The organism is Photobacterium gaetbulicola, assembly GCF_003025515.1.
GTDB classification, from domain to species: Bacteria; Pseudomonadota; Gammaproteobacteria; order Enterobacterales; family Vibrionaceae; genus Photobacterium; species Photobacterium gaetbulicola.
Map to the genome: position 1 here is coordinate 1 of NZ_PYME01000029.1, position 24,392 is coordinate 24,392.

At 50.9% G+C, this 24,392-nt stretch carries 20 protein-coding genes; 6 read left to right on the forward strand and 14 right to left on the reverse strand.

Annotation, left to right across the window (positions count from 1 at the left end):
• Nucleotides 1-174 precede the first annotated feature (174 nt).
• Nucleotides 175-1,656, reverse strand: a complete 1,482-nt coding sequence (locus C9J03_RS20985; protein ID WP_039463549.1) for a YfcC family protein — start codon at nucleotides 1,654-1,656, stop codon at nucleotides 175-177.
• Nucleotides 1,653-3,008, reverse strand: coding sequence for a M20 family metallopeptidase (locus C9J03_RS20990; RefSeq protein WP_044622708.1), 1,356 nt, complete (start codon nucleotides 3,006-3,008; stop codon nucleotides 1,653-1,655). Before C9J03_RS20990 ends, C9J03_RS20985 begins: the two co-directional genes overlap by 4 nt.
• 303 nt (nucleotides 3,009-3,311) lie before the next feature.
• Here C9J03_RS20990 and C9J03_RS20995 point away from each other — a divergent pair, with 303 nt between their 5' ends.
• The 4 genes from C9J03_RS20995 (at nucleotide 3,312) to pflA (ending at nucleotide 10,573) form a co-directional block, all read left to right on the forward strand.
• Nucleotides 3,312-5,075, forward strand: a complete 1,764-nt coding sequence (locus tag C9J03_RS20995) for a 30S ribosomal protein S12 methylthiotransferase accessory factor YcaO (RefSeq protein ID WP_044622707.1) — start codon at nucleotides 3,312-3,314, stop codon at nucleotides 5,073-5,075.
• Between the two features lie 519 nt (nucleotides 5,076-5,594).
• The gene (locus tag C9J03_RS21000; RefSeq protein WP_044622706.1) at nucleotides 5,595-7,109 is read left to right on the forward strand and encodes a DUF3360 family protein; all 1,515 of its coding nucleotides are present in this window, start codon (nucleotides 5,595-5,597) and stop codon (nucleotides 7,107-7,109) included.
• A 202-nt stretch (nucleotides 7,110-7,311) separates the two neighbouring features.
• Complete coding sequence (pflB, locus tag C9J03_RS21005) at nucleotides 7,312-9,588, forward strand: formate C-acetyltransferase (RefSeq protein WP_039463557.1); 2,277 nt, start codon at nucleotides 7,312-7,314, stop codon at nucleotides 9,586-9,588.
• A 241-nt stretch (nucleotides 9,589-9,829) separates the two neighbouring features.
• Nucleotides 9,830-10,573: a pyruvate formate lyase 1-activating protein gene (gene pflA, locus C9J03_RS21010; protein ID WP_039463560.1), complete on the forward strand. Its 744-nt coding sequence runs from the start codon at nucleotides 9,830-9,832 to the stop codon at nucleotides 10,571-10,573.
• 275 nt (nucleotides 10,574-10,848) lie between these two features.
• Here pflA and C9J03_RS21015 read toward each other — a convergent pair whose 3' ends face one another.
• Nucleotides 10,849-11,757, reverse strand: coding sequence for a LysR substrate-binding domain-containing protein (locus C9J03_RS21015; RefSeq protein WP_039463562.1), 909 nt, complete (start codon nucleotides 11,755-11,757; stop codon nucleotides 10,849-10,851).
• A gap of 592 nt (nucleotides 11,758-12,349) precedes the next feature.
• Here C9J03_RS21015 and C9J03_RS21025 point away from each other — a divergent pair.
• Nucleotides 12,350-12,895 (forward strand): CBS domain-containing protein, encoded by a 546-nt coding sequence (locus C9J03_RS21025; RefSeq protein ID WP_039463566.1) that lies wholly within the window; start codon nucleotides 12,350-12,352, stop codon nucleotides 12,893-12,895.
• Nucleotides 12,896-13,008: 113 nt separating this feature from the next.
• Nucleotides 13,009-14,541 carry a hypothetical protein gene (locus C9J03_RS21030; protein ID WP_044622704.1) on the forward strand — a complete coding sequence of 511 codons (1,533 nt, stop codon included), beginning with the start codon at nucleotides 13,009-13,011 and terminating at the stop codon, nucleotides 14,539-14,541.
• A gap of 280 nt (nucleotides 14,542-14,821) precedes the next feature.
• Here C9J03_RS21030 and C9J03_RS21035 read toward each other — a convergent pair whose 3' ends face one another.
• The 11 genes from C9J03_RS21035 to C9J03_RS21085 form a co-directional block, all read right to left on the reverse strand.
• The gene (locus tag C9J03_RS21035; protein ID WP_044622703.1) at nucleotides 14,822-15,793 is read right to left on the reverse strand and encodes a flagellar motor protein MotB; all 972 of its coding nucleotides are present in this window, start codon (nucleotides 15,791-15,793) and stop codon (nucleotides 14,822-14,824) included.
• On the reverse strand, nucleotides 15,790-16,647 hold the full coding sequence (gene motA / locus C9J03_RS21040) for a flagellar motor stator protein MotA (protein ID WP_044622702.1): 858 nt from the start codon (nucleotides 16,645-16,647) through the stop codon (nucleotides 15,790-15,792). The genes C9J03_RS21035 and motA overlap by 4 nt, the downstream gene beginning before the upstream one ends.
• Before the next feature lie 10 nt (nucleotides 16,648-16,657).
• On the reverse strand, nucleotides 16,658-17,392 hold the full coding sequence (gene fliA, locus C9J03_RS21045) for an RNA polymerase sigma factor FliA (protein ID WP_044622701.1): 735 nt from the start codon (nucleotides 17,390-17,392) through the stop codon (nucleotides 16,658-16,660).
• 12 nt (nucleotides 17,393-17,404) lie between these two features.
• Entirely contained in the window at nucleotides 17,405-17,872 is a 468-nt protein-coding gene (locus C9J03_RS21050; RefSeq protein WP_082008579.1) for a flagellar basal body-associated FliL family protein, read from the reverse strand.
• A gap of 13 nt (nucleotides 17,873-17,885) precedes the next feature.
• A complete protein-coding gene (locus C9J03_RS21055) occupies nucleotides 17,886-18,968 on the reverse strand; it encodes a flagellar hook-length control protein FliK (protein ID WP_052829723.1) in 1,083 nt (360 codons plus the stop codon).
• Nucleotides 18,965-19,279 carry a hypothetical protein gene (locus C9J03_RS21060; protein WP_039463581.1) on the reverse strand — a complete coding sequence of 105 codons (315 nt, stop codon included), beginning with the start codon at nucleotides 19,277-19,279 and terminating at the stop codon, nucleotides 18,965-18,967. Before C9J03_RS21060 ends, C9J03_RS21055 begins: the two co-directional genes overlap by 4 nt.
• Nucleotides 19,269-19,664: a flagellar export chaperone FliS gene (fliS, locus tag C9J03_RS21065; protein ID WP_044622700.1), complete on the reverse strand. Its 396-nt coding sequence runs from the start codon at nucleotides 19,662-19,664 to the stop codon at nucleotides 19,269-19,271. Before fliS ends, C9J03_RS21060 begins: the two co-directional genes overlap by 11 nt.
• Before the next feature lie 11 nt (nucleotides 19,665-19,675).
• Nucleotides 19,676-21,055, reverse strand: coding sequence for a flagellar filament capping protein FliD (gene fliD / locus C9J03_RS21070; RefSeq protein ID WP_044622699.1), 1,380 nt, complete (start codon nucleotides 21,053-21,055; stop codon nucleotides 19,676-19,678).
• A gap of 466 nt (nucleotides 21,056-21,521) precedes the next feature.
• Nucleotides 21,522-22,361, reverse strand: a complete 840-nt coding sequence (lafA, locus tag C9J03_RS21075) for a lateral flagellin LafA (RefSeq protein ID WP_044622698.1) — start codon at nucleotides 22,359-22,361, stop codon at nucleotides 21,522-21,524.
• A 246-nt stretch (nucleotides 22,362-22,607) separates the two neighbouring features.
• Nucleotides 22,608-23,204, reverse strand: a complete 597-nt coding sequence (locus C9J03_RS21080) for a hypothetical protein (RefSeq protein WP_044622697.1) — start codon at nucleotides 23,202-23,204, stop codon at nucleotides 22,608-22,610.
• Nucleotides 23,205-23,304: 100 nt separating this feature from the next.
• The gene (locus tag C9J03_RS21085; RefSeq protein WP_044622696.1) at nucleotides 23,305-24,360 is read right to left on the reverse strand and encodes a hypothetical protein; all 1,056 of its coding nucleotides are present in this window, start codon (nucleotides 24,358-24,360) and stop codon (nucleotides 23,305-23,307) included.
• Nucleotides 24,361-24,392 lie beyond the last annotated feature (32 nt).

Genomic DNA, 24,392 nt, shown 5'->3' on the forward strand with positions numbered 1-24,392 from the left:
GTTTGCTTCCTTCAGATCCCACCTCACGGTGGACACCCTTGCATAGGCTAACGGTTCTCGCTCGACTGAGCCCGTAGAGGACTTTCACCTCCTAGAACAACGCCATGCTCGGCGCACCAATAAAAAAGCGAGCCCACAGGCTCGCTTTCCTTTAGGTTGAACAGTTAACGCTCATTACACCATGGCGGCACCGGCAAACAGCAACACTACGGTCACAACCAATACCATAATCACAAACGGCATCACCCATTTCAGGAAACGCTCGTAAGGGATTTTCGCCAATGCCAAACCGGCAACCAGGTGACCGGCGGTTGGGGCGAAGATGTTGATCCAACCACTTGCTGACTGGTAAGCGGTAATGATCAGATCACGGCCGATCCCCGAGAAGTCCGCCAGCGGTGCCATCAGTGGCATTGACACGGTCGCCAAGCCCGAGGTGGATGGGATGAAAAAGCTGAGCACGATATGGACGAAGTAGGTCACGACCACAAACACACCAGAAGACAGGCCGGTTACCACACCCTCAGCCCAATTGAGGATAGTATCGATGATCACACCGTTATCCATCACGACATAGATACCACGGGCAACCGCGACGACCAATGCAACACCAATCAGATCTTTGGCCCCTTCAATGAAAGTCTTGATGAATTCGCCTTCGTGCATGCGGTTGATCACCGCAATCAAGATGGCTGCGGCCAAGAACAGGGTCGACAGCTCATCAAACCACCACCACAGGGTTGGAATCGCGGTGATCCCCATGTCTTCCCATGGAATAACACCGTAGATCATCACCAGGAAGGCACCGAAGAAGATCCCCATGGTCCATTTCTGCTTGGTGGTGAACTCGCCGGTATCCTCATTGACGTGGGAAAACTCATCGTCGAACTCGATATCCGCCAATACCGAATTGGCTTTATCCGCTTTGACCTTCGAGGCGTAGCGCATCACGTACCAAGAAGCCAGTACAATCAAGATAGCCAGCTGGATAACACGGAGCACAATACCATCACCGATTGGCAGGCCAGCAAAGCCGGACGCGATACCGGTTGCAAATGGGTTGACGGTCGAGGCCAGTACCCCGACACCGGAGCCCAACAGGATGATCCCTGCAGCCACCATGCGATCATACCCCGCCACCGCCATCACCGGCAGGATCACCGCCCAGAATGCCACGGTTTCTTCGGCCATCCCGTAAGTGGAGCCACCCAGGGCGAACAAGGTGATCAACACCGGGATCATCATCTGCTCGCGGCCGCGAAACTTGCGTACAATCGCCGCCACGCCCGAGTCCATCGCGCCGGTGCGCATGGTCACGGCAAGGAAACCACCGATCACCAAGACGAACAGCGCCACATCGACAGCCTTGTGGAAGCCCTTGATCGGTGCCATCAGGATATCAATTACCCCCTGCGGCGAGGACTCCAGCTCCTGGTAGGTGCCGGGAATAGGCAGCAGCCGCTCACCGCCGTCGTAATCCAGCACTTCCGCCGCCGGGATCACCACATCCGTGCCATTGACCAGGTAGTCATATTTACCTGCAGGCATGATCCAGGTCAGCAAGGCCACAAGGGCAATAATGGAAAAAAGAATGGTGTAAACAGTCGGCATTTTGAAAGATCGTTTCATTTTGCCAGCCTCTGTAGTCGTGGTCATAGCTCTACTCCCTGCAGCTGATAAATCGCGTTGGCATACACATTCATTGCTTTGAGCATGTCATCAATAATCAAATATTCATTCGGCATGTGCTCAACCTTGTCGCGGCCGGGGAAAATTGCCCCATAAGCCACGCAGTTTGGGATTGCACGGGCATAGGTTGCCCCACCGGATGTCATCGGCTCGCTGTCCATATCCCCGCTGATTTCTTGATAGGCACTCATCAGGGTTTGGATCACCGGGCTTTCTGCAGGCATATACAAGGAAGGTAGCACATCAAATTCCTCGTAGCGCAGCCCATACTGCTCAGCCACGGCCTGAATATCATTATCAAAGTCGGCTTTTTCGAAAGTCACCGGTACCCGGATATCAATCCCGAGCTTGCTTGCCTGCTCATTGATCTCTAGCTGGGCAACATTGAAGGTCAATCGGCCACTGACATCTGCCACCGGGCCGAAAATCTCTTTGGCATTGGCATCCTCCCCGACCTGCTCGGCCACAAATTTAATGGCAGGATGGGTCACTCCAATCTGGCGCAGTGCTAGGCACAGTCGCGCTATTGCATTGACACCTTTGATATCGCTGGCTGCTGAGTGGGCTGCCTTGCCAAACACCGTGACTTCGGCATCTTCGGCGGTAAAGTCATAACCCAGCTTATCGAGCTGCGAGGCGAGCTCTTCCCAGAGCGGCCCTTCATATTTAGCCAACTCGGGTACGGCATTGAGGGCGCCGCCGCACGCCAGCGACAGCACGTTATCGCCCGGGCCGTGCAGCCAGGACTGGATCAGCATTTTTTCTGCATGGATTAACGGGAAGGCAGAATCTGGGGTAAACCCACAGCTTGGTACTTCTTCTATTTCTAAGTAACGATCAATACAGCGCCACAGGGTTTCTTCATCAGTACCGAAGATAAAGCGGATGCGCTTATTGAGTACCACACCGCTATCGAGCAAGGCTTTGACCGCAAAAATCGCGGCTAAGGTTGGCCCTTTGTCGTCTTGGGTTCCCCGCCCGTAAAGTCGGCCATCTCGGATCTCCGGGCTAAATGGCTCCGAGTGCCAAGCCGACAACTCTCCGGTTGGCACCACATCCAAATGGCCCAACACGCCTATCATTTGTTCGCCATCACCAATTTCGGCATAGCCGTAATACCCTTTGTGGTCCTTATAGATAGCAAACCCCAAGTCGTGGCATAGCCGCAGTGTTTCGTCCAGGCAGTCATCTATCGGCTTACCAAACGGCTTACCGCTATCATCTTCCTGGTAGACACTGGGAATCGCCACCAAACGCTTCACTGCGGCAATATAGTCATCACGCAGCACGTCGATATTTGATGCTATTGTTGCTTTCATCGTATCCCTCTTTGACTTCATCTACTTTTATCTGCACAGACGAACGTCCACCGACAAAAGTAGTGAATCTCTATTTTATGCCAGAATTTTTAGGTAGTTGGATCTCATCTGACCAATTCATTCTGCTACAAGCAGTAAGGAATAACTGTGACTACTTTCACTGCTCGTCCGCGCAAGGTGGGATTGCGGTCAAAATATCGACAAAATGTTTCTGGTTCTTGATTTCGCCCACATTTAGGCATCCGCTGTATTATTAGTTATACTTCGCGCCATTCACACTCCTGTCATGTGACGAGATCGATCATGAAAACACAAATCCCCGGAAAAAACGCCGCGCTGGAAGACACCATCGAACGCTTCCAAACCCAACTAAAAGCGTTTGGTTTTAATCTAAGCAGCATTGACAATGCTTCGTGGCACAACCCGATCCCGAATGTCTGGTCTGTACAGGTTCAAGATATCGATGCACCGATGAACGTCACCATTGGCAAGGGAACAACCCAACAAGCTGCACTGGCATCGGCGCTGGGTAAGCACTTAGAGCGTTTGGCAACCAATGACTTTTATGCCAACCACTACTTGGGAGCAGCCGTCGCAAACGGCGAGTTTGTTCATTACCCAAATGAACAATGGTTCCCGATTGATCTTGAGGAAAATCTGCCACCGGAAGCGATCCTGGACGAGCGCCTAACCCAGTTTTACGATCCGACCCTTGAGTTACTGGGTACCGATTTGATCGATCTGCAATCAAGCAACATGGCACGCGGGATCTGCACCCTGCCGTTTGAGCGCCAGAGTGACAAGCAAGTTATCAACATGCCAGTGAATATCATTGGCAACCTGTATGTATCCAACGGTATCGCCGCGGGTAACACCCTATTCGAAGCCCGCACCCACGCCCTGTGCGAGATCATTGAGCGCCATATCAAGCACCGCATCTTGGCCCAGTCAATTGACCTGCCGGCACTTCCTGAGCGCAGACTCAACCACTCAGCGTCGATTAAAGAGTCGTTTGATGCCCTTAAGGCGCACGGCTTTAGCGTCAATGGCTATGACGCATCTCTTGGCGGTAAATACCCAGTGGTCTGCGTAGCCCTGGGCCTCCAAGGCTGCAACATGCATTTTGCTTCTTTCGCGGCTCATCCATCGTTTGAAATTGCCCTCGAGCGCGCGGTCACTGAACTTGTTCAGGGCCAGAGTATTGATGATCTCAAAGCACTACTGAGCCCCTCTTTGCAAAGCGAAGGCGCCAACGAAGACTTCACACCAGAAATTCAATTGGCCGAGTCAACGGGCCTCATCGCTTCAGCCCAGCTTGATAGTGAATCAGAAATGGAGCCCGCAGCATGGGATCTCAGCGACACCTCTGAAGCACAGTTCAACCATTTGATGGGGCTGTTGCAGGCCGCGGGGGCCGACGCCTACATCGCGGATTATGATCATCTGGGCGTGAATTGCTGCCGCATCATCGTCCCAGGCTGGTCTGAGATTACCCCGGTAGAAGATCTGATTGAAGCCAACAACAACGCTGCCCTGGAGCTGCGAGAGGTGTTGTTGGCGCTACCTGCCATTGAGTGGGATGCCGAGCAGTACGCAGAGATGTTCCACATTGTCGAAGAAGAGTTCGATGACGATACCCTGCTGCACAAACTACTTGGCATGGAAGTTCAGGCCGGGGATGCCTGGCAAACCCTTCGTGTCGGTGAGCTTAAAGGTCTAATTGCTTTAGCAGGCGGCGATCTCGAGCTGGCTCTGGAGTTCGCCAACTGGAGCGTGGCATACAACGCCGCAACCTATAGTGCCGAGCGCCTAAACTTTTTCCGCTGCCTCGTCGACAGTTTAGAGCTGGCGCTGGACGAAGAGCGTGATCCGACAACGTGCAAAGCGGACTTCGAGCGTACATTTGGCAACGATACTGTCGCAGCCGCCTGGGGGGCGATTGAAGGCAATATTCATTTCTACGGCCTGACAGCTGGTGATCTCACCATGAGCCAGTTCCCTGCTCATCAGCAACTGCTGCAGTCTTACCAAAAGCTGCAAGTGGCTAAGAAAGCCGAACAACGCTAATTCCCGCCAGTAATCGCCCAGGTTGGTCACCTTCAACCTGGGCTGTTTTGTACTTTGTTTACAAGCTTGCCGCCCTTCCTGACTCGCCAATCATTCAAAAAAAGTTGAATACAATCTTCAAATTGCTGTTACGTGCCTGCTACTTTTTAGGTAATCCGACTGTAGCCCGCAATATCCGCACGTCAGAATTAAAACCACACTAAAAACAATTACATAAAGACCAATAACCGGCCAAGCACACATTTCACAAATTTACTTTTGTTATAAAGTTTCTTTCATATTTAGCAACAATTGTACTTTGCGCTCAATTTTTTTTGGTTTTTTTCTTACAAAATTTTAGTGAGAGTGATCGAGATCAATTCAATAAAAGTGGACAAGCGGTACACTGCAGCCAAATTTGGTGAAATTAAATTACACTTAACAACTGCTTGGCTTAAATTTCGATGAAATGCAGATATGTTGAGTGAATTTCAACCAGCATATAAATAAAAATTATCTTAAATGTAGAACGAGGCACTTATGTCATCACAAGAAAGAAGTTATCAGGAGCTGCACCGCCCTGCATCTGACTTCGCTAGTCGCTCAGACTATCTTGATCATGAGCTGAAAATCATGAAGCCACGCCGCTGGAAGCTTAACCTTCCAGGCCGTGACTTCCGTTTTGAGCTTGAAGATTTGGTTCCGGCACTAGCGGGTACGATTGCTATTATCGCGATGTACTCATCAGTTGCTATGTCATGGGCTGATGGCCTGACTGCCGCTTGGGATCACGTTGAGCTGGGCAAAACCTTCGCTATCGAAGTTGCCCGTGTAGAGATGCTCATCCCAGCACTTCTTTTCTGTATTCTTGCCTCGGGCTTCTTTAACCCACGTGCCAACCTGGCGGGTAACCACGGTCCAATGATCCCGTTGATCGGTACCATTGCACTGGCAGGTGCTCACCCACTGGCGCTGGCTATCCTGATTGGTGTGTTCGGCCTATTGCTGAGCTACTTCAAAGGGGGCTCGAAACTGGTCAACCTCACCAGTGAAGGTGTGGCCGGTGGTCTGCTTATCTTCCTCGGCTTTACCGGGGCAATGAGCCAGATTGGCGACATCCAGTCTTGGGCTGTGGGTCTTGAAAGTGCTGACGTCGCAAAAGGTAGCTTGGGCTACATCGGCTTGGTGGTTCTGGCGGTAAACATCATTCTCTATGCTTACCTTGCCAAAGTGAACAAGCGCTGGCTGGCGATCCCTGCTTGTGCGGTAACCGGCTTGGTAGTTTCACTTGCACTTGGTGCGGGCTTTGACCTAGTATTCGAAACCGAGACAGGTTTGCCTAACCTAAACCCAGTTTACTGGTGGGGTAGCACAGAGCAAGGTTGGATGCTTGGTCTTCCTGGTGTTGAGCACTTCATTGCTTCTCTACCGTTCGCAATTCTTGCGGTAGCAATGTGGTCACCAGACTTCCTGGGTCACCGTATCTTCCAGGAGCTGAACTACCCGAAAGGCACTGACCGCGTTCTGATGGACGTTGATGACACCATGACAACGTGTTCGCTTCGCCAGATGGTAGGTACCGCGGTTGGTGGTTGTAACATCACGTCATCTTGGGGTACTTACATTATCCCAGCGGGTATTGCCAAGCGTCCGATTCCTGCGGGTGCGATCCTACTAGGTACTTTCTGTATCATCGTAGCGATCCTTGGTTTCCCGATGGACGTAGCAGTATGGCCACCAGTGATGCGTATCGCACTGCTTGTAGGTGTATTCCTACCGCTGCTTGAAGCGGGTGTGCAGATGGTGAAAGACACCAAAGATTCACAAGCTGCTGGTATCTGTGTATTTGCAGCTATCGTTGCTAACCCAGTTCTAGCTTGGGCACTGACCATGCTGCTGGATAACAACGGCCTAATCGGTAACAAAGAACGTGCAGCTAAGCTGTCTGTTGTCGATAAAATCGTCATTCCGGCGGGCGCACTAATCATTTGTTTGGTTGCGATGCTGGCAGTAGGTATGCTTGAGGGCCAGTACGGCATTCCAGCACTACTGTAAGAACGACTTAAGGGCAGTGCGTGCACTGCCCTATCAATTAGTGTTTTTAGCACTAATACGAATAATCAAAACATCGCTATCCTGACACGTTTTTTGGTTATCCGTATTATTGTTTATATAAAGTGTACTGTTCACCGTTTGGTGAGGCTGGCTCAACAGTCACCGCAGTACGTGTTTTTTCTACTAAAAAGGTAGGTATGTCATGGCAGAGCAATTTGCTAAAGCTTGGGAAGGGTTCGCTGAAGGCGAATGGCAGAACGAAGTAAACGTTCGCGACTTTATCCAGAAAAACTACACTCCATATGAGGGTGATGAGTCTTTCCTAGTTACTGAAGGTACTGAGGCAACTAACAAGCTTTGGGATCAGGTAATGGAAGGTATCAAGCAGGAAAACAGCACTCACGCTCCTGTTGATTTCGATACTTCTCTTATCTCTACCATCACTGCTCACGACGCAGGTTACATCAACAAAGATCTAGAGACTATCGTTGGTCTTCAGACTGAAGCTCCGCTTAAGCGTGCAATCATGCCTAACGGCGGCGTGCGCATGATCGAAGGTTCTTGTAAAGCTTACGGCCGTACTCTAGACCCACAGGTTTCTAAGATCTACTCTGAGTACCGTAAAACGCACAACCAAGGCGTTTTCGACGTTTACTCTCCAGACATCCTTAAGTGTCGTAAATCTGGTGTTCTAACTGGCCTTCCAGATGCATACGGCCGTGGTCGTATCATCGGTGACTACCGTCGTGTTGCACTGTACGGTATCGACTTCCTAATGAAGGAAAAAGTTGCTCAGTTCCACTCTACTCAAGCTAAGCTAGAGTCTGGCGAAGATCTTCAGATGACTATGCAGCTTCGTGAAGAGCTTCAAGAGCAGCACCGTGCACTAGGTCAGATGAAAGAAATGGCAGCTAAATACGGCTTCGACATTTCTAATCCTGCAACTGACGCGAAAGAAGCTATCCAGTGGCTATACTTCGGCTACCTAGCAGCGGTTAAATCTCAGAACGGCGCGGCAATGTCTCTAGGCCGTACGTCTACTTTCCTAGATATCTACGTTGAGCGTGATATCGCGGCTGGTAAGATCACTGAGGTTGAAGCTCAGGAAATGATCGACCACTTCGTAATGAAACTACGTATGGTTCGTTTCCTACGTACTCCTGAGTACGATGAGCTATTCTCTGGCGACCCAATCTGGGCAACAGAATCTATGGGTGGTATGGGTGTTGACGGCCGTACGCTAGTAACGCGTACTAACTTCCGTTTCCTAAACACGCTATACACTATGGGTCCTTCTCCAGAGCCGAACATCACTGTTCTATGGTCTGAGCAGCTACCTGACGGCTTCAAGCGTTTCTGTGCGAAAGTATCTATCGATACTTCTTCTATCCAGTACGAAAACGACGACCTAATGCGTCCTGACTTCAACAACGATGACTACGCTATCGCTTGTTGTGTATCGCCAATGGTTATCGGTAAGCACATGCAGTTCTTCGGTGCTCGTGCAAACCTTGCTAAGACGCTTCTATACGTTATCAACGGCGGTGTGGATGAGAAACTTAAGCTACAGGTTGGTCCTAAGACTGAGCCAATGATGGACGAAGTGCTAGACTTCGACAAAGTTTACGCTGGCCTAGACAGCTTCATGGACTGGCTAGCTAAGCAGTACGTGACTGCACTAAACGCAATCCACTACTCTCACGACAAGTACAGCTACGAAGCAGCGCTTATGGCTCTACATGACCGTGATGTTCGCCGTACTATGGCTTGTGGTATCGCTGGTCTTTCTGTTGCTGCTGACTCACTAGCTGCTATCAAGTACGCTAAAGTTAAGCCAGTACGTGACGAAGACAACATCGCAATCGACTTCGAAATCGAAGGCGACTATCCGAAGTTCGGTAACAACGACGCTCGCGTTGATGACATCGCTTGTGAGCTTGTTACTAGCTTCATGAACAAGATCCGTAAGCTTAAGACTTACCGTGATGCGGTTCCTACTCAGTCTATCCTTACTATCACTTCAAACGTGGTATACGGTAAGAAGACTGGTAACACGCCTGACGGTCGTCAAGCAGGTGCTCCATTCGCACCAGGTGCTAACCCAATGCACGGCCGTGACGAGAAAGGTGCGGTAGCGTCTCTAACTTCAGTAGGTAAACTACCATTTGCTGATGCGAAAGACGGTATCTCTTACACCTTCTCTATCGTACCTAACGCACTAGGTAAAGAGCAGGATACTCAGCGTTCTAACCTTGCAGGCCTAATGGATGGTTACTTCCACCACGAAGCTGGCATCGAAGGTGGTCAGCACCTGAACGTTAACGTTCTTAACCGTGAAACTCTAGAAGACGCAGTTAAGCACCCAGAGAAGTACCCTCAGCTAACTATCCGTGTATCTGGTTACGCTGTACGCTTTAACTCTCTAACTGCTGAACAGCAGAAAGACGTTATCGCTCGTACTTTCACTGAGTCTCTATAATTTAGAGTCTTAGTTAGCCATTGCCGTCATAGGCAATGAGAAGAAAAGCCGGCCTTTGTAGGTCGGCTTTTTTATTGCCGCGTTCCGCTATATTTTCTCCCCCAGCAAAGGCATCTCCGCAGCCGCTCAGTCATACAACCAGTAGTATCCTTACGATTTAGATGCTTTTTTAACTACTTTGCCCGTCCATTTTGTAATAAAATAACAAGCAAAACACGCCCCCAAGCGGAGAAGCAAAGTAATGTCACTAAAAGGTCGAATCCACTCTTTTGAGTCCTGTGGTACTGTCGACGGTCCCGGTATTCGTTTCATCGTCTTCATGCAAGGCTGCCTCATGCGCTGCCAGTATTGCCACAACCGAGATACTTGGGATCTACATGGCGGCAAGGAAATCACCGTTGAAGAGCTGATTAATGAAGCCAAATCCTACCGTTTCTTCATGAACTCTTCTGGTGGCGGTGTCACCGCATCAGGCGGCGAAGCCATGATGCAGCCAGAGTTTGTCCGTGACTTCTTCCGTGCCGCTCAAGCGGAAGGGATCCATACTTGCCTTGATACCAACGGCTATATCCGCAAACACACTGATGTGGTTGATGAGGTGCTGGATGCTGCCGACTTGGTCATGCTCGATCTGAAACAACTTGATGACAGTATCCACCAAAACCTGGTCGGTGTGCCGAACAAGCGCGTGCTGGACTTTGCTCGCTACCTGCATCAGCGCGGCCAGAAAACCTGGATCCGCTATGTGGTGGTTCCTGGCTTTACCGATGACGAGCGTTCTGCCCACCTACTGGGTGACTTTATCAAAGACATGGACAACATCGAGAAAGTCGAGCTGCTGCCGTACCACCAGCTGGGCGAGCACAAATGGGAAGCGATGGGCTTTGATTACCCACTGACAGGTGTCAAACCACCATCGAAGGAAGTGATGGAAAAAGTCAAAGAAATCATCAGCAGCTATACCCAGGCGAAAGTGATTTATTAATATCAGCTTTTGTCATAGATACTATAAAGGAGAGCCGAAGCTCTCCTTTTGTGTATTTAAGCAACAAAACTCATATTCCAGGCACTTGACAGTGAAAACGCAGTAACAATCCTGTGTGCCCCTCACGCTAACCGCGAAGCCGGCATTGCCGCCCCTTATTAATCTATTAGTTAATTAGATGCATATCATCAGGAAAATTGAAACTAATGGCATATGGCTTAACAAGCCTGCTCTGCCATACGATGCTTCCTAACTAGAAAGACGGAATCGCTGCCTCATGAAGATCTGAGTTTGTGGTTCTTCATCATTCGGTGCCCTTCACGCTTGATACACTCCAACAGCGGGTGATCCCCCATTTCCTTACGCCAAATAAACGAAATGGCCCGATCCATTTTTAATTCAGGCACATTCAATGCCGCCAATTCGCCACGCTCAATATGTGGGGCCACATCCAAATACGGCAAGCACGTAAGGTAATTGCCATTCGCCACCATGGTTCGGATCACCGGCACATGGGAATACTCTCGCCACACATCCAAATCGGGGATCAACGGTACCATCGCGCTTTCGAAAATCGCCCGCGTCCCCGCTCCGCCCTCACGCAGTACCCACTGCGCCTGCTCCAACTGTGCCAGGCTGACTCGGGAATTCTTGGCAAAAGGGTGATGGGACGAACTGACAACAACCAAGTGATCCCGGCACCACTCTTCCTGATGAGTACGATTATCATCACAACGGCCTTCGATAATGCCGATGTCATACTTGTAGTTCAGTACCCCCTCGATAACCCCCTGGCTACTTTTTACTTCCAATCCGGTTCTAACTTCAGGAAAGTCTGTATCAAGAATACTGATAAGCTCCGGCACCAAATGTTCAGCCGGTGTTTGGCTCGCACCAATTGTGATACTGCCGCTAAAAAGGTGCTGATCGTAAAAACCCGCCTCGATCTGCTCGGCATCTTGCAACAAGCGCCGGGCTTTCGGGCGCAACCAGTTGCCCCAGTGGCTCAAGCGCATGTCTTTACCCTGGCGTACGAAGAGATCTCGACCTAGCAGTTTCTCTAATTGGCTGAGAGACATACTTGCAGCAGACTGGGTGACCCCCAACCTTTCCGCCGCTTGGCTAACACTGCCCAACTCAGCAACCGCATCAAACACTGATAACTGTTTCAACGAATAACGCACTTTTACTCCTAGATATACAACAGGGGCTTAACACCGATAGATAGGACTTATACCAAGTCACTTTGGTATTTTTGCCAATCAATAAATCTGATTAATGGATAAACTCAAGCAATATTGTATCAAGTTTTAACAGCCGGGTAATGTAAACCGTATGCACATTAACGTCTATATCTTGCTCTGCTATTGAAAAACTGTAAGTAAATACCTAGCAATATGACATCTTTAATATCCCGTTACTTCAAGGATAATATTCTAGTTAAGTTTTAATTATTTAACAGTCAAGGTATAATCAATAATATTGATACACCATACTGCCAAATACGATATTCGATACCAGTTCAATGCTGGCGAAAAAATCAGCAATCTCACTTAATTCGCCCTCATATAACCTAAATTGATTCAGTTTTTTGAGGACACTTCCTGAAATACTTTTAAACAAAGTATCAGATAAACTGAATGACAACCTAAATAAAATCAATTTTACTAATGACCCGGTGCTGAGTAACATTTCCGTCAACAGCTTAAGGGGCCATTTTCCATGGTTCTTGGCGAGTTACTGCAACAGTGTTGATTTTGATTTAAGGAGATTGTTATGAGCGCATTACTTACAGTGAGAGACATTGTAAATACGCAAGCCCCAACCTTGGGTATAGAAACCAGTTTGCCTTCGGCTATCGATGTATTGTCAAAAAACCACATCAACGGTGCGCCGGTTTGTGATGCCAGCGGCCAGCTAGTCGGCTTTTTATCTGCTCATGACATCATGGTGGAAATGTGGTGCCAAGACTACCTGCCAGATGACGACGTCACAGTAGGCAACCTAATGAAAACCGATTTGGTCACTATGGATATTGAAGATCGCCTGACCGATGCTCTTGAGTATCTGGCTCTGGACAAAGATCAGCTATACCCGACAACGGCGATGGGCTATGCAACGCAAATGACAACCTTGTCGCTCGAAGAGCGTGCCAAATCAATCAAGGTTAACAAGCCACAAATTCTACCGATATTGGATAACGGTAAATATGTAGGAGTCGTATCCCGCCAAGAAGTGTTGAAAGCCCTTCGCGCCCTCTTCAATGATGCGGCGACACCAACGCCAGTTGCAAAAAATGTTGCCCCACAGGTTGTTACCTAATCAGTAACGGACAAGTCACTCGCCCACAGCCAGCTTAAACCCAGCATTGGAACGTCATGTGCCAAGGCATGAGGTGCACCTGTGAGCAGTTCGAAAGAGTTTTTGGAGTTATAATGGAACAAGTTTCCCATCTTTATGCTTTTAACCATTTTGTTATTGCAATAGCCGCCTTAACAATAATGGTATTGGTTGCCCGTACCCTGGTCGCAGGGACGAAGTATTCATCACTATTGGTTATCGTTGTATTTGGCCTCGCGTTAGGCTCACTATTGGTACACAGCGACATGGCAACGCCGGGGCTGGAACAGTTCCCTGTTGTGGCCCTGATTGGCCAGACAACCGTGATTGCATTGATCGCCTCCTTCTTCGTTGGTGGACAGGAAATCCGCCGCCTGCTGTCGAAGAAAGACTTTGATGAAGAATGTGATTTCTTCTCCCCGTCTTCGCAGGAAGTGGTGTTGGGCACCAGCAGCACGCAGCTGACTTATATTATCCGTGCCTTCCTACTGCTGATTGGTATCCAGACGGCTGATGTGCTGATTTCTGACCGTACCACAGACTTCGCTCTGGGTGACTCTTTCCTTCTGCTCTCCTACATCTGCTTGGCACTGGCGTTCATCCTTGTTGACCGCAAAGCCGTGATCTCGAACAAAGGCCAGTACATCCGCAAGGGCCTGTTCGAAGTGGTGGCGATTATCGTGGTGTTAAATACCTCGCTATGGCTGTCAAATGTTGTATCGTCGGTCATCGGCCTACCGCAAATCTTCTTTGCGATGATCCTGTCTTCTGGGCTGGGCGCAGTATTACCGAAATGGAAGCATGGCCCAACAATGAATGCACTGCTATTTGCCGGTATCCCTCTAGTACTGGCCGGTAGCTTCCTGGTTGGCGGCTCTCATATGGTTGAAGCCTTTGGCATCCCAGGCCTGCAAAGTGTTATCGTTTATGGCTTCTCTGGCCAGATCTTCTGGATGTTTGGCGGCCTGGCCCTGTTGATCTTCGTCGGTAAATCCAACCATATCCGTAACCTGGCACCGGGTCTGGCAGGTGGTCTGTCTCACTCGGGTCTAACTGGAGCCTGTACGGCTGGCGACTTCGGCCGAACAGCGGCTTCCCGGGCACCGATTATGATTAACATCCCGTTTGCCGGCCATATCTTCGTCTTCACAATTCTGGCTGCCAGTGCCGAGCGTGGCTCACTCATGGTCGGTTGGACACTGCCGCTCCTGCTTGCAGGTACCACCTTCGTCTTCCTTGCCTTGAAGAGCCTACGCGCAGCTAACGGCTGTGAGAAGACTGAAGTCAAAGGCTTGATGCTATTCTCGCTTGGCTGGCAGATCATGGCGGTATTCGGCAGCTTTACGCTGCTGAGCGTTGCCGGTATGTCACTTGAGCATGCATCAATGTCTGCGGCTTCTGGCCTGTCCCACTTCGGCCTGTTCGCCGCGGTACAAGAAGGTATGTTCGGCTCGGCGGCAGCAAGCCTGATCACCTTTACTTTTGCCATGACCTTCCTGGTGCACCCGTTTGTTTTCGCAATGTTCGGCAAGGCTGCTGAAAGCAATGGCAAAATGGCTGAAAAAGCCGTTACCGCACTGGCGAGTGCGGGCCTGATCGGTGTTGTATCTTCAACCCTGATGATTTAATAACGGTTAAAAGATATAAGCCTACGGCTTTGAGTAACAAACTCGTTTCGAATGGCTTAAATCGCTAAACAGGGGGCTGATAATGTATCAGCCCCCTTCGCTAACCACTCACCCCACTCGACCCACCCATACCAATAAACAATCACCTCGCTGATATCGCTCCACAAGCACTGATTAATGCAATTAGTCATTCCCTCTCGTACCGAATATAAAAAAAACCTGCCCATAGTTAATGGACAGGTTTTTAGCCGTCACCTAGCACGCTGACGTTGGAACTTGGTTAGCCGACAGGTTGGTTATCGTAAGCTGCCTGTTTAGCAGCTTCCATTGGCGATTCACCATTGTCGCGGCCAAATAGCATTTGCAGTTGCTCTTCGGTATCAGACGTTAACACCAAAATCTCAATCCGACGATTCAAATGGGAATAGGGTGCATCTTCATCGAGCAGCATGGTATCGGACATGGCCGTTACCTGGGCCACACGCTTGCTTGGCATTCCCCCGAACTCCAGCACTTCCCTGGCCCGCTGGGCGCGCTGGCCTGACAGAACCCAGTTATTGCCCGATGAATGGCGGCTAAAGCCACTGGCATCAGCATGACCGGAAATCATGATCGGGTTTTCAATCGTGGCAAACGTCGGAGCGATGGCCAACAGCAAATCTTCGAAAAACGGGGTGAGCTCTGCGCCCCCCAGTTTGAACATCGGCTTCTGATTATCGTCGTTAACCAATACCCGAAGGCCCTGAGGGACAACTTCAACCGTTAACTGGTTACCGGCAGAGAGGAATTCACTGACATCTTTGAGATACTGCCCCAGCACCACCATCTGCTCATGGGTTTCATAACGCCCCGGAACCAACGACGGCCCCTCTTCTCCTAATCCGCCAAAATTGTTGCCATCGCCATCGACCACATTGATGGTCAGCGAGTTGCCCAGGTTACGCGGGTTACTCGGCTGCTGGCTCTGCAGACCGGGCAACGCCCGGCCTCCGAAGTCAACCAAGAACGGGCTGTTTTCCTCGAACATTTCATCATATGGCAGCAGCTGCTGCTGGCCGCTGAGACGGCCAACGATCCGCTGTTTTTCATCCTCCGTGGTCACCTGCAGCACCCACATCACCATGAAAAAAGCCATCATTGCCAATGTAAAATCGGCAAAGGCCACTTTCCATGCCCCACCATGGCGCGCCTCCTTGTCGCGGCCGCGGCGCTTTTTGATGATGACCGTATCAGCAGTATTGCTCTTTATCATTGGAACACCTGCTGCGTTACCCAGCCTTCCATTTCAGCAAAGGTTGGTTTGACATCGAGCAGGATCAATTTACGGCCGGCATCAGCCGCAACCAACGCCGGCTTGCCCGCGGTATAGCTCACCATCATGGCTTTGACACACTCGAATGCCGACAGCTCACGCTTGACCTGGTTACCCATTGCCGAGCTCAGTGGGTCAAAGACACAGTAACAGAAGAAGATACCAAGGAAGGTACCGACCAAGGCATGGGCCACACTGATCCCGATCTGCGCCATGTCACCGTCAATATTGGTCATGGTGATCACAATCCCCATCACCGCGGCCAAGATACCGAAGCCCGGCATCGCCTCGGCAATACGGTGCATGGAATGAGACGGCTCCATCAGATCAGCCTCTATGGACTCGAGCTCAAGCTCCAGCATGCCCTCCAGTTCATGGGCCGTGATTTTACCCATCGCCATCAAGCGGAAGTTATCGGTGATAAAGGTCACCAGCTTCGGATACTCCAGCACTTCCGGGTAGCTTAGAAACAGGCTGCTCTGGTGCGGCTCTTCAATATGCTCATCAAGCACCCGCATACCGTTTTGGCGGACCTGCTCAAGCAAGTGGTACATCAGCGACAGCAATTCACGGTAGAGCTTGCGCTCATCACGTTTGGCCACCACCCCTCGGGCCTGGTGCCACATATCAACAATCACATGGTGAGGGTTACCAATCGCCAGCGCACCGGCACCCGCCCCCAGGATAATCATCAGCTCAGCCGGCTGCCACATGGTGCCGAGATACCCGCCAGCCAGCACAAAGCCGCCGAACACACAGACGATAATGATTAAGACACCGATAATTTTTTGCATAACCTTTCTCCTACAACAAGCTCTTAATCATGGCGTTCATTTGTTTGATTGCCTGCTTATGAAGCTGGCAGATCCTCGCTTCGCTCAGGCCGACCACAATGGCGATCTCCTTTAGACTGAGCTCTTTCTGGTAGTAAAAATCCAAGATAAGCTGTTCGCGCTTTGGTAGCTGGGACAGCACATGCTTGAGCAAATCATCATTGATCAAATGCTGAAGGTTGCTGTCATTCTCGCCAAAATCGACGCTGGCACTGTCCGACTCAAACAGCTGCTCCAAGCTATATAGCTCTTCCGCCTGAGCGGCGTATAGCAAGCGGTGGCATTCATCCAGGCTGATCTTCAATGTCTCGGCCAACTCATGCTCGCTAGGCTGACGCTTGAGCTGTTTGGTTAGCAGCTTGGTCACCTTATTCAGCTCATGCACCTGCTGGCGTAATTGGCGCGGACGCCAGTCTCGACGGCGGAGCTCGTCTAAAATCGCGCCCCGAACCCGGCGGGCGGCAAAATAGCGGAAGTTGTCATCCATCTCGCCATACCGACGCACGGCCTCTAGCAACCCGAGCAAGCCGATTTGCTCCATATCATCAATTCCCATACACCCCGAGGCATGGTGATGAAGCTGCTGGACAATACGCTTTACCAACCCCAAGTGCTGGCGCAAGATCTGCTCTTCATTGTTTTGCGAAGGCTGTGTTTGCCACTGGGCATACTCATCCTCGAAAGGTAACTGCTGTGCTTCTAACATGATTCCGTTCCTTTATTGCAGCACGACCTTGGTAAACAGCACTTCTTCAATCTGATAGGCGTATCCATTTATGGCCATCGCCTGGCGAAGCTTTCCTAACACCTGTTTTTGCAGGCGGTCAATGTCATCCATCTGGCGCAGCTCTTCAAAAGTGCTTTGACTAAACATTTTGAGCAGCACATTGCGAGCCAGCGGCTTGTACTCAATCAGCTGATCATGGGCTTTGGAGGAGTTGGTCTTCAGCGCCAGCTCAAGCATCAGATAATGGGTGCGCTCCTCGCCATCAATAGTGATCACAAACTTGTCCAAGTTCATAAAATGGGCACGAGCTTGTTCGTTGCTACGGGTAAAAACACTGAACTCGGCAGATTGGTCGTTGACGATGAATGCGTAAGTTGCAATTGATGAGAGAGCAATAAGCACCGAAGCGGCAAGTGCTGCTAAAATCACTTTCGCGCTCATTACGTTTGTTCTAGCCATTATTATTTATTCCTTACACCATACGAGTGAGACGGTATTGGTCCGCCTTTGAAAAGAGATCTTGCGACGCATGCCAATCGGACTCGTCGATCACAGGCTGCATGGCCAGTGACATATCCGCTGCCTGTTCAGACGCTTGCTGCTCAGAGTGGTCACTCACATCGACATCGACCATGGCACCTGCAAGCTGCTTGCCTTCAAGCTCCGCGCGCAAACGCTCGGCCCCCTGCTGGGCAGCTTCACGCAAGGCCGGATCGGCGGCAGCGATATGAACTTGGATCTTGTTGTTTTCCATTTTGACCGACAGCTCCAGGCTGCCAAGATGCGGCGGGTCGAGACGGATACGGGCATGCTGGACATCTTGGTTAAGGTGCATCTGCACCCGCTCTTTGAGGACCGAGACCAGTTGCTGGCCCCATTGCTGCTGGTTTTCCGCCATTTTGACAGGAGCCCATTCCGCCCGGGACGGCGAATGGGTTAGCGTTGGCTCTGAGGCCGAGGCTCCGTGGGTCGCCTCTTGCAGCGATAGGGTGGTAAAGCCATTGGCCTGAGTCAGCTGCTGCAACAGCACAGGGTTGGTCATTTCCTGCCTGACCGGTGTCATCGCATTGGAAATCACCCGCTCGATCGCCTGCTCAAACGACAGCGACTCACCCTGGGCCGTGCCATTTGCGGCCAGATAATGCGGGATGGCCGGCTGTGCCTGACCCAGCTGTACCGATGCACTGTGCATACCGTCGGCGCGGCGCATCATGCCAAGCAACTGCTCGCGGACATCACTGCTCAGCGCATTGGTGATGTTGAACAGGCGGAACTGGCCTTCCGGCGGCAGCTGTTCGATGAACGGGTGGGCGCTGCTGAACACCCACTCCTCGCCCTCGGCCAGCCCCTTGAGCTGATCATAGAGATCAAACCAGTAGCGATTGGCCTCTTCGGCCATGGTGCTTTCAGCCCCTTGCTCGGCCCCTAGCCCCAGCAACACGGCAAAGCTGTCTAACCAATCGCCGCTGGCCCCGTTTTGCGCCGGGGCCGGCAAGGCAGAGGCGGCACTGGCGCGGCCTTGGGGCATTGATGGCGGTATCGAGAGTTGGCTCATCGGATAAAACCTCCGGCCATCTCGACCTGCTGGTACTCAGAGACACCTTCTCGCTGGCTCTGGAACTTGGCCAGCATCTGGCCGAGGTGGGCTTTTTCTATCTCGCAGGCCGACATGGCCGCCAGATGCACTTTCTTGAGCTGTAGAATATCGCGGCGAAGCGATTCGGCTAGGGCCGGCTGCTGCTTGAGCTCAGCCAGCATGCTGTAGATCTCCTTGTCTATCTTGCGGACCGTCTGCCACTCCTTGCGCTTGTAGCTTTGGTTGAGCTGGACGGTAAGCTGGCGAACCTGGGTGTTGTTAAGCATCATGGGCCACTCCAAAGTTATGCCAACCTTGTTGGATATTGCCCATCACGGTGCGTACCTCTCCCAGCTTTCCGGCATCGTTATGGACACTGGCTTCGAACAAGCGCATGCTGCAAAAGTCATACAGCTGGTTCATCTGCTGGGCAAGCTCCCCGCCTTGGCGCATATCGAGCGCGCTGTTAAGGCCACCGATGATATCGATGCACTTACCAATGGCTTCACCTCTTTCCTTCAATCGGTTGGCCGCCATATGGCCCTCTGCACGAGTCAGGTTGTCCATAAAGCCGTCGATCAGCATCAGCACCAGCTGGTAAGGGCTGGCCGCAGCCGCTTGCGCTTCCACTTCGACCTGCTGGTACGCATCGAAGCCAGAATCATCCATTAACATTATCTATTCCTCTAAAACATAAACATGGAGCCAGTCGACTGCATCTGCGACATGGTCTGCTGCATCGCGGTATATTGGCGCAAGTAGCGGTTGTAGGTCTTTTCCATCCGGTGATCGAGTCGCTCTTTTTTCTCGTCAACCCGGTCGATATTGCCCTGCAGGGTATCCTGGCGGCTTTTCAGCAGGTTGCTGCCCGAATTGGATGAGCCGGTATAGGGTTCAATCGCGGTTTCCAATGCCGTCAGCACCCCGTTGTCCCCCAAGAAAATGGCATCGATTTTTTCCGGTGTCTCTTTCAATGCTTTTTCAAAACGGGCACTGTCGATTTTCAGTGTGCCGTCACGGTTAGCCTCGATCCCGATACTGTACAAGGTGCCTTCATCGAACTGGCCTCGGGTCACGCTGTTGAGCATGTTTTTAAGGCCACGGGCGGTAGAGTCACTGGCTAGCGCGCCGGCCTCGGTGATCTTGACGCTACTGTCATCTTTGTCGTCATCGTCATCATCACCGCTCTTGTCATCCTCATCCTGCTCAAGCTTGTAATCACTCATGGTGTGCTTGAGGATGGTATTGACTAAGTCGTTATAGGCATCGACGAACTCCTGCACCGCTTCTTTCGAGGCCGATTCATCGCTGCCAATGACCAGGGTCAATGGCTTATCGCCCGGTTCATGGGCCTTGGTGAGCTCCAGCGTCACACCATAGATAGCGTCATCAATGGTGTTGTTGCTGCTGCGAATTTCCAGTCCATCTTCACCGCCGAGCATGACAATGGCATCCTGGGCGGTGCTCAGCACCTGCGGCGGCTTAAAATAATCGGTCACAGCTTGATCCGCCGTGACGCTGAATGCATGCTCTTCGCCGGTTTCGCTGCTGCTCAGTACCAAACTGACCTCATCGCCGGAGCGTACTACCGAGGCGGAAACACCCTCGTCAAACTCATTGATGTAATCAGCCAGGTCATGGAGGTCCTTGTCGCCATCGGCATTGAAGGTCGCAAAATCAACCTCGATAGGCTCGCTCCCCGGCACCTCAATGGTGATCACACCGTCGGTTGGCAGTTCGTCCCCTTTCAGGGTAAACGCTTCCTGTTGCGCCGTAGCCAACTGCTTGACGAACAGGTCATAGCTGCCATGGCGGGCAAAGTTACTGGCCGAGGCATTGATGTAACCGTCTTCACTGGTGGTTGCGCTGTTTTTGACAAAGCTGCTGTCGGCCTTGTTCATTCGATCCAGCGCCGATGAAAAGCTGCTGAATGCAGAATCAATATCTTTCCAGGCATCTAATTGCGCCTGGTACATTTTTTGTTGGTTCGCATATTGGATATCAAATGGCTGGCGTTGCATCATCACCATTTGCATTGCCATTGAAGCGGGATCCATCATCGACATTATTGTTCTCCTCAACTCACCAGTTATCAGCAAAAACTATTCCAACTTTTAATTAAGTAATATTCTGCTAATTCGTGTCGATAAAATTATTAATTTGCTGGCTAAATAGCCAACAGCGATCGGTTAAATGCTCTTGCGGTATTTAGGGCGGAATTTTTACTTCCGCCAGCGGAAGTATTTTATTTCCAAAGCTTCCGCCCCTATTGAAAAACGGGCTATATAATTGTATTAAGCGACAAATATTGGTTTTTCTTAATTGGCTATTGGCTATTGGCTATTGGCTATTGGCTATTGGCTATTGGCTATTGGCTATTGGCTATTGGCTATTGGCTATTTAATAAACGGGAAAGTAAATATAAACACCAATAACCTAAATCCTACGCAAAAATAAAAAAAGCCGCAGCTAATGCTGCGGCTTTCACTATTATGTGGAGTGGTTTGATTGCAGTATGAATTCTGAAAAGAATTAACCTACTAGGCTCATTACCATGCCAGACATGCCGTTCGCCTGAGATAGCATAGACATGCTCATCTGCGTCAGCATCTGGTTCTTCATCATGTTTGAAGACTCAACCGCGTAGTCAGTATCCATGATGCGGCCTTTCGACATTTCTGTGTTTTCCGCCATGTTGCCAAGGTTCACAATTGTGTGCTCTAGACGGTTGATGTTGGCACCTAGCTCTGAGCGAACAGCACCGACCGCTGAAAGTAGTGTATCTGCAGCATTCATCGCAGCATCTGCATCACCGTTTGTAGAGTCAAGACCGCCCATACCAGCAATCGCATTATCGATGTCACCCAATGCACCGCCGATGCTCACGGTAAGTTTTTCGTCAGTTGTTGCACCAATCTGGAAAGATACATCACCACGGAACAAACCGTCTGTCTGTTCAAACAGCTTGTTACCTGCGCCAAACTCAGTGTTGTCGATAATGCTCTGTAGCTCACTGGCTAGCTGCTGGTATTCGGCATCCATTGCATCTAGCTCATCAGCACCGTTAGTACCGTTAGCAGCCTGAGTCGCCAGGTCCTTCATACGGTGAGTGATGTTGGTAATCTCGTCGAAGGCACCTTCTGCAGTTTGCATCATAGAGATAGCATCTTGCGAGTTGCGCTGAGCTACACCTAGGCCGTTAACCTGAGACTGTAGGCGAGTGGCAATCTGTAGACCCGCTGCATCGTCAGCCGCTGAGTTAATGCGGAAACCGGTTGAGATACGCTGCATCGCGTTATCCATTGCACCAGATGTTTTGTTCAGGTTGTTCTGAGTAATTAGAGATGTGTAATTAGTATGAATCGATAGCATGGTATTGCCCTCTGTGGATTATTCTGTATTAGTGTCTACACCTCTATAAAACGACACCTAAACCTGCTCCTTAAACTGGCAATTGATAATTTTTTAGTGTTTTTTCACCAACGACGAAAATTAATTTTTCTTAAATTTAAAAGAAAGAAAATAGGCAATAGGCAATAGGCAATAGGCAATAGGCAATAGGCAATAGGCAGGATTAAACCTAAGAAAGGAAAAAAGTCTTTGCTGGCAAGATAAGTCTTAAAACAACCAGTAGCACAGGGAGAAAACGATAACCGTGATAATCAGACCGGTGCGCAACCATATCTTGAGCGAGAGCGCCGTATCCACGCCAGCCCCTGCGTTAGCACTATTGTCATACGGTAACCACAGTAGCTGCAGCGGTTCATGGTGCAAAAAGCCCTTGGCGACCAGGCGCCAGCCTTGGTCAACGGTAGGCAGCAGGGCTAACGATAGTCCCGCGGGCAAGGTGGAGCTAAGCTGTTGCACCTCCCCTTGGCTAACCTGCCAACGGAGGATCTGGGGCAGGCCTTCAACCTGGACACGTACTTGCAGCTCCCCTTCCCCGCCGGTCAGACGGAAGCTGGACGATTGCAAGGGAGGCGCACTATATGCCGCAGTGTGGCTCAACACCATCGCGGATGAACTGGCCAACATACGGACTACTTGCCACTGGGCTTGTGGCAAAATCTGGAGGGGCGATGCGGAGCTCGAAGGCTGCTGGCTGGCACCTTGCTTGGCGCCCTGCGGCAGTGGCGGGGTAAATTGATCGGCTTTGAGCTGCTGGGGCTCAATACGCAGTAATTTGTTAATTGCCGCAGAGATCGGTGACAGCATGCTCATTCCTTTCGTTGCCCAGTGATAACTGAATCTGCGAGTGCGGGCTCAGCTTTTACTGACTGAGCCTTTACCCGCTAACCCTTTACCTGCCAAGCCTTTACTGGCTCAGCAAGGATACCACGGTTTGGCGGTGGACGTTGGCCTGGGCCTTGAGGTTTTGGAAGGCCGAGCTGAAACTGTCGCCTTTTGGCAATATCCGCGACAAGTCGGTCTCAATACTGCCCAGCACCTGCTCATTCAAATAGTGGTTACGCTGGTTGATGGTATCAATCCGCTGCATCACATCTTGGTTATGTACTTTGAGCTCTTGGATACTGGCCTTGATCTGTTTCATCATCTGCTGGCTTTTCACCAGTGTCTGGCGCAGCTGCTCTTTGTCTGTTTGCCAGGTCAGCGGCTCGAACCGGCTCTCCGTGGTCTCAAGCTTGACCCGGTTTGGCTGCCCGGCCGGAAAACGATCCCCCTGACCGACGACCCGCATTTTTTGTGACAGGTGTTGCCAGTCGGCTTCATTGGCCGAGAACACCAGTTGGCGTTGCTTGTTGAGCGCAACCCCGATGCCGTGCTCATTGAGCGCCTGGCGAAACTGCACCGCCTGCTGCTCCGGAGTGGTATTGGCACCGAGCTTGACCGGCACGGCATTGGCGCCGCCCTTGGCAAGATTGAAGATCAGGGTTTCGTCACGAGGGCTGCTGCGCTTGGTGTCCAGCCCGCGGATTTGAAATGCGGTACGCGGCTCACCATGGAAAACCGGTTTGAGCTGGCGGCTTAGCACCGGCTGCTCTTTATAGCTGGCCTGCTGCAAGCGTTGCTCCATCCGGCTAGCCAATTGCTCAATCTCACCGGCGATTTTTGGTGAAGCGCTACCAGCACGCATGGCAAACTCGACCCGCTTGCTGAGCTGGGCAAGGTTCTTGCCAATATCGTTAAGGCTGGTCTCCGCCACCCGGGAAGCCGCCACCTTGTGCTGAGCTCGCTGGATCAAGCTGTGCTGGCGGGTATGCTCGGGGGTGAGGGTTTGCGACAGGCGCAATGGGTCCGGCTGCTTATTATCAGGTAGTGCAGCTGTTTTTTGGGCAGGTCTGGCAATTACCTGCTGCTGGTGACTGGCACCCGCCGCTGCCGAACGAAAATCATTTACCTGAGAAACCATATGCTTTCCATCAATCAAAAAACACCCTGCCG

What these genes read in the sequence shown, in the direction of transcription:
- C9J03_RS20985 (WP_039463549.1), bottom strand. Translation starts at nt 1,656, where the DNA reads ATGACCACGACTACAGAGGCTGGCAAAATGAAACGATCTTTCAAAATG.
- C9J03_RS20990 (WP_044622708.1), bottom strand. Translation starts at nt 3,008, where the DNA reads ATGAAAGCAACAATAGCATCAAATATCGACGTGCTGCGTGATGACTAT.
- C9J03_RS20995 (WP_044622707.1), top strand. Translation starts at nt 3,312, where the DNA reads ATGAAAACACAAATCCCCGGAAAAAACGCCGCGCTGGAAGACACCATC.
- C9J03_RS21000 (WP_044622706.1), top strand. Translation starts at nt 5,595, where the DNA reads ATGTCATCACAAGAAAGAAGTTATCAGGAGCTGCACCGCCCTGCATCT.
- pflB (WP_039463557.1), top strand. Translation starts at nt 7,312, where the DNA reads ATGGCAGAGCAATTTGCTAAAGCTTGGGAAGGGTTCGCTGAAGGCGAA.
- pflA (WP_039463560.1), top strand. Translation starts at nt 9,830, where the DNA reads ATGTCACTAAAAGGTCGAATCCACTCTTTTGAGTCCTGTGGTACTGTC.
- C9J03_RS21025 (WP_039463566.1), top strand. Translation starts at nt 12,350, where the DNA reads ATGAGCGCATTACTTACAGTGAGAGACATTGTAAATACGCAAGCCCCA.
- C9J03_RS21030 (WP_044622704.1), top strand. Translation starts at nt 13,009, where the DNA reads ATGGAACAAGTTTCCCATCTTTATGCTTTTAACCATTTTGTTATTGCA.
- C9J03_RS21035 (WP_044622703.1), bottom strand. Translation starts at nt 15,793, where the DNA reads ATGATAAAGAGCAATACTGCTGATACGGTCATCATCAAAAAGCGCCGC.
- motA (WP_044622702.1), bottom strand. Translation starts at nt 16,647, where the DNA reads ATGCAAAAAATTATCGGTGTCTTAATCATTATCGTCTGTGTGTTCGGC.
- fliA (WP_044622701.1), bottom strand. Translation starts at nt 17,392, where the DNA reads ATGTTAGAAGCACAGCAGTTACCTTTCGAGGATGAGTATGCCCAGTGG.
- C9J03_RS21050 (WP_082008579.1), bottom strand. Translation starts at nt 17,872, where the DNA reads ATGGCTAGAACAAACGTAATGAGCGCGAAAGTGATTTTAGCAGCACTT.
- C9J03_RS21055 (WP_052829723.1), bottom strand. Translation starts at nt 18,968, where the DNA reads ATGAGCCAACTCTCGATACCGCCATCAATGCCCCAAGGCCGCGCCAGT.
- C9J03_RS21060 (WP_039463581.1), bottom strand. Translation starts at nt 19,279, where the DNA reads ATGATGCTTAACAACACCCAGGTTCGCCAGCTTACCGTCCAGCTCAAC.
- fliS (WP_044622700.1), bottom strand. Translation starts at nt 19,664, where the DNA reads ATGTTAATGGATGATTCTGGCTTCGATGCGTACCAGCAGGTCGAAGTG.
- fliD (WP_044622699.1), bottom strand. Translation starts at nt 21,055, where the DNA reads ATGTCGATGATGGATCCCGCTTCAATGGCAATGCAAATGGTGATGATG.
- lafA (WP_044622698.1), bottom strand. Translation starts at nt 22,361, where the DNA reads ATGCTATCGATTCATACTAATTACACATCTCTAATTACTCAGAACAAC.
- C9J03_RS21080 (WP_044622697.1), bottom strand. Translation starts at nt 23,204, where the DNA reads ATGCTGTCACCGATCTCTGCGGCAATTAACAAATTACTGCGTATTGAG.
- C9J03_RS21085 (WP_044622696.1), bottom strand. Translation starts at nt 24,360, where the DNA reads ATGGTTTCTCAGGTAAATGATTTTCGTTCGGCAGCGGCGGGTGCCAGT.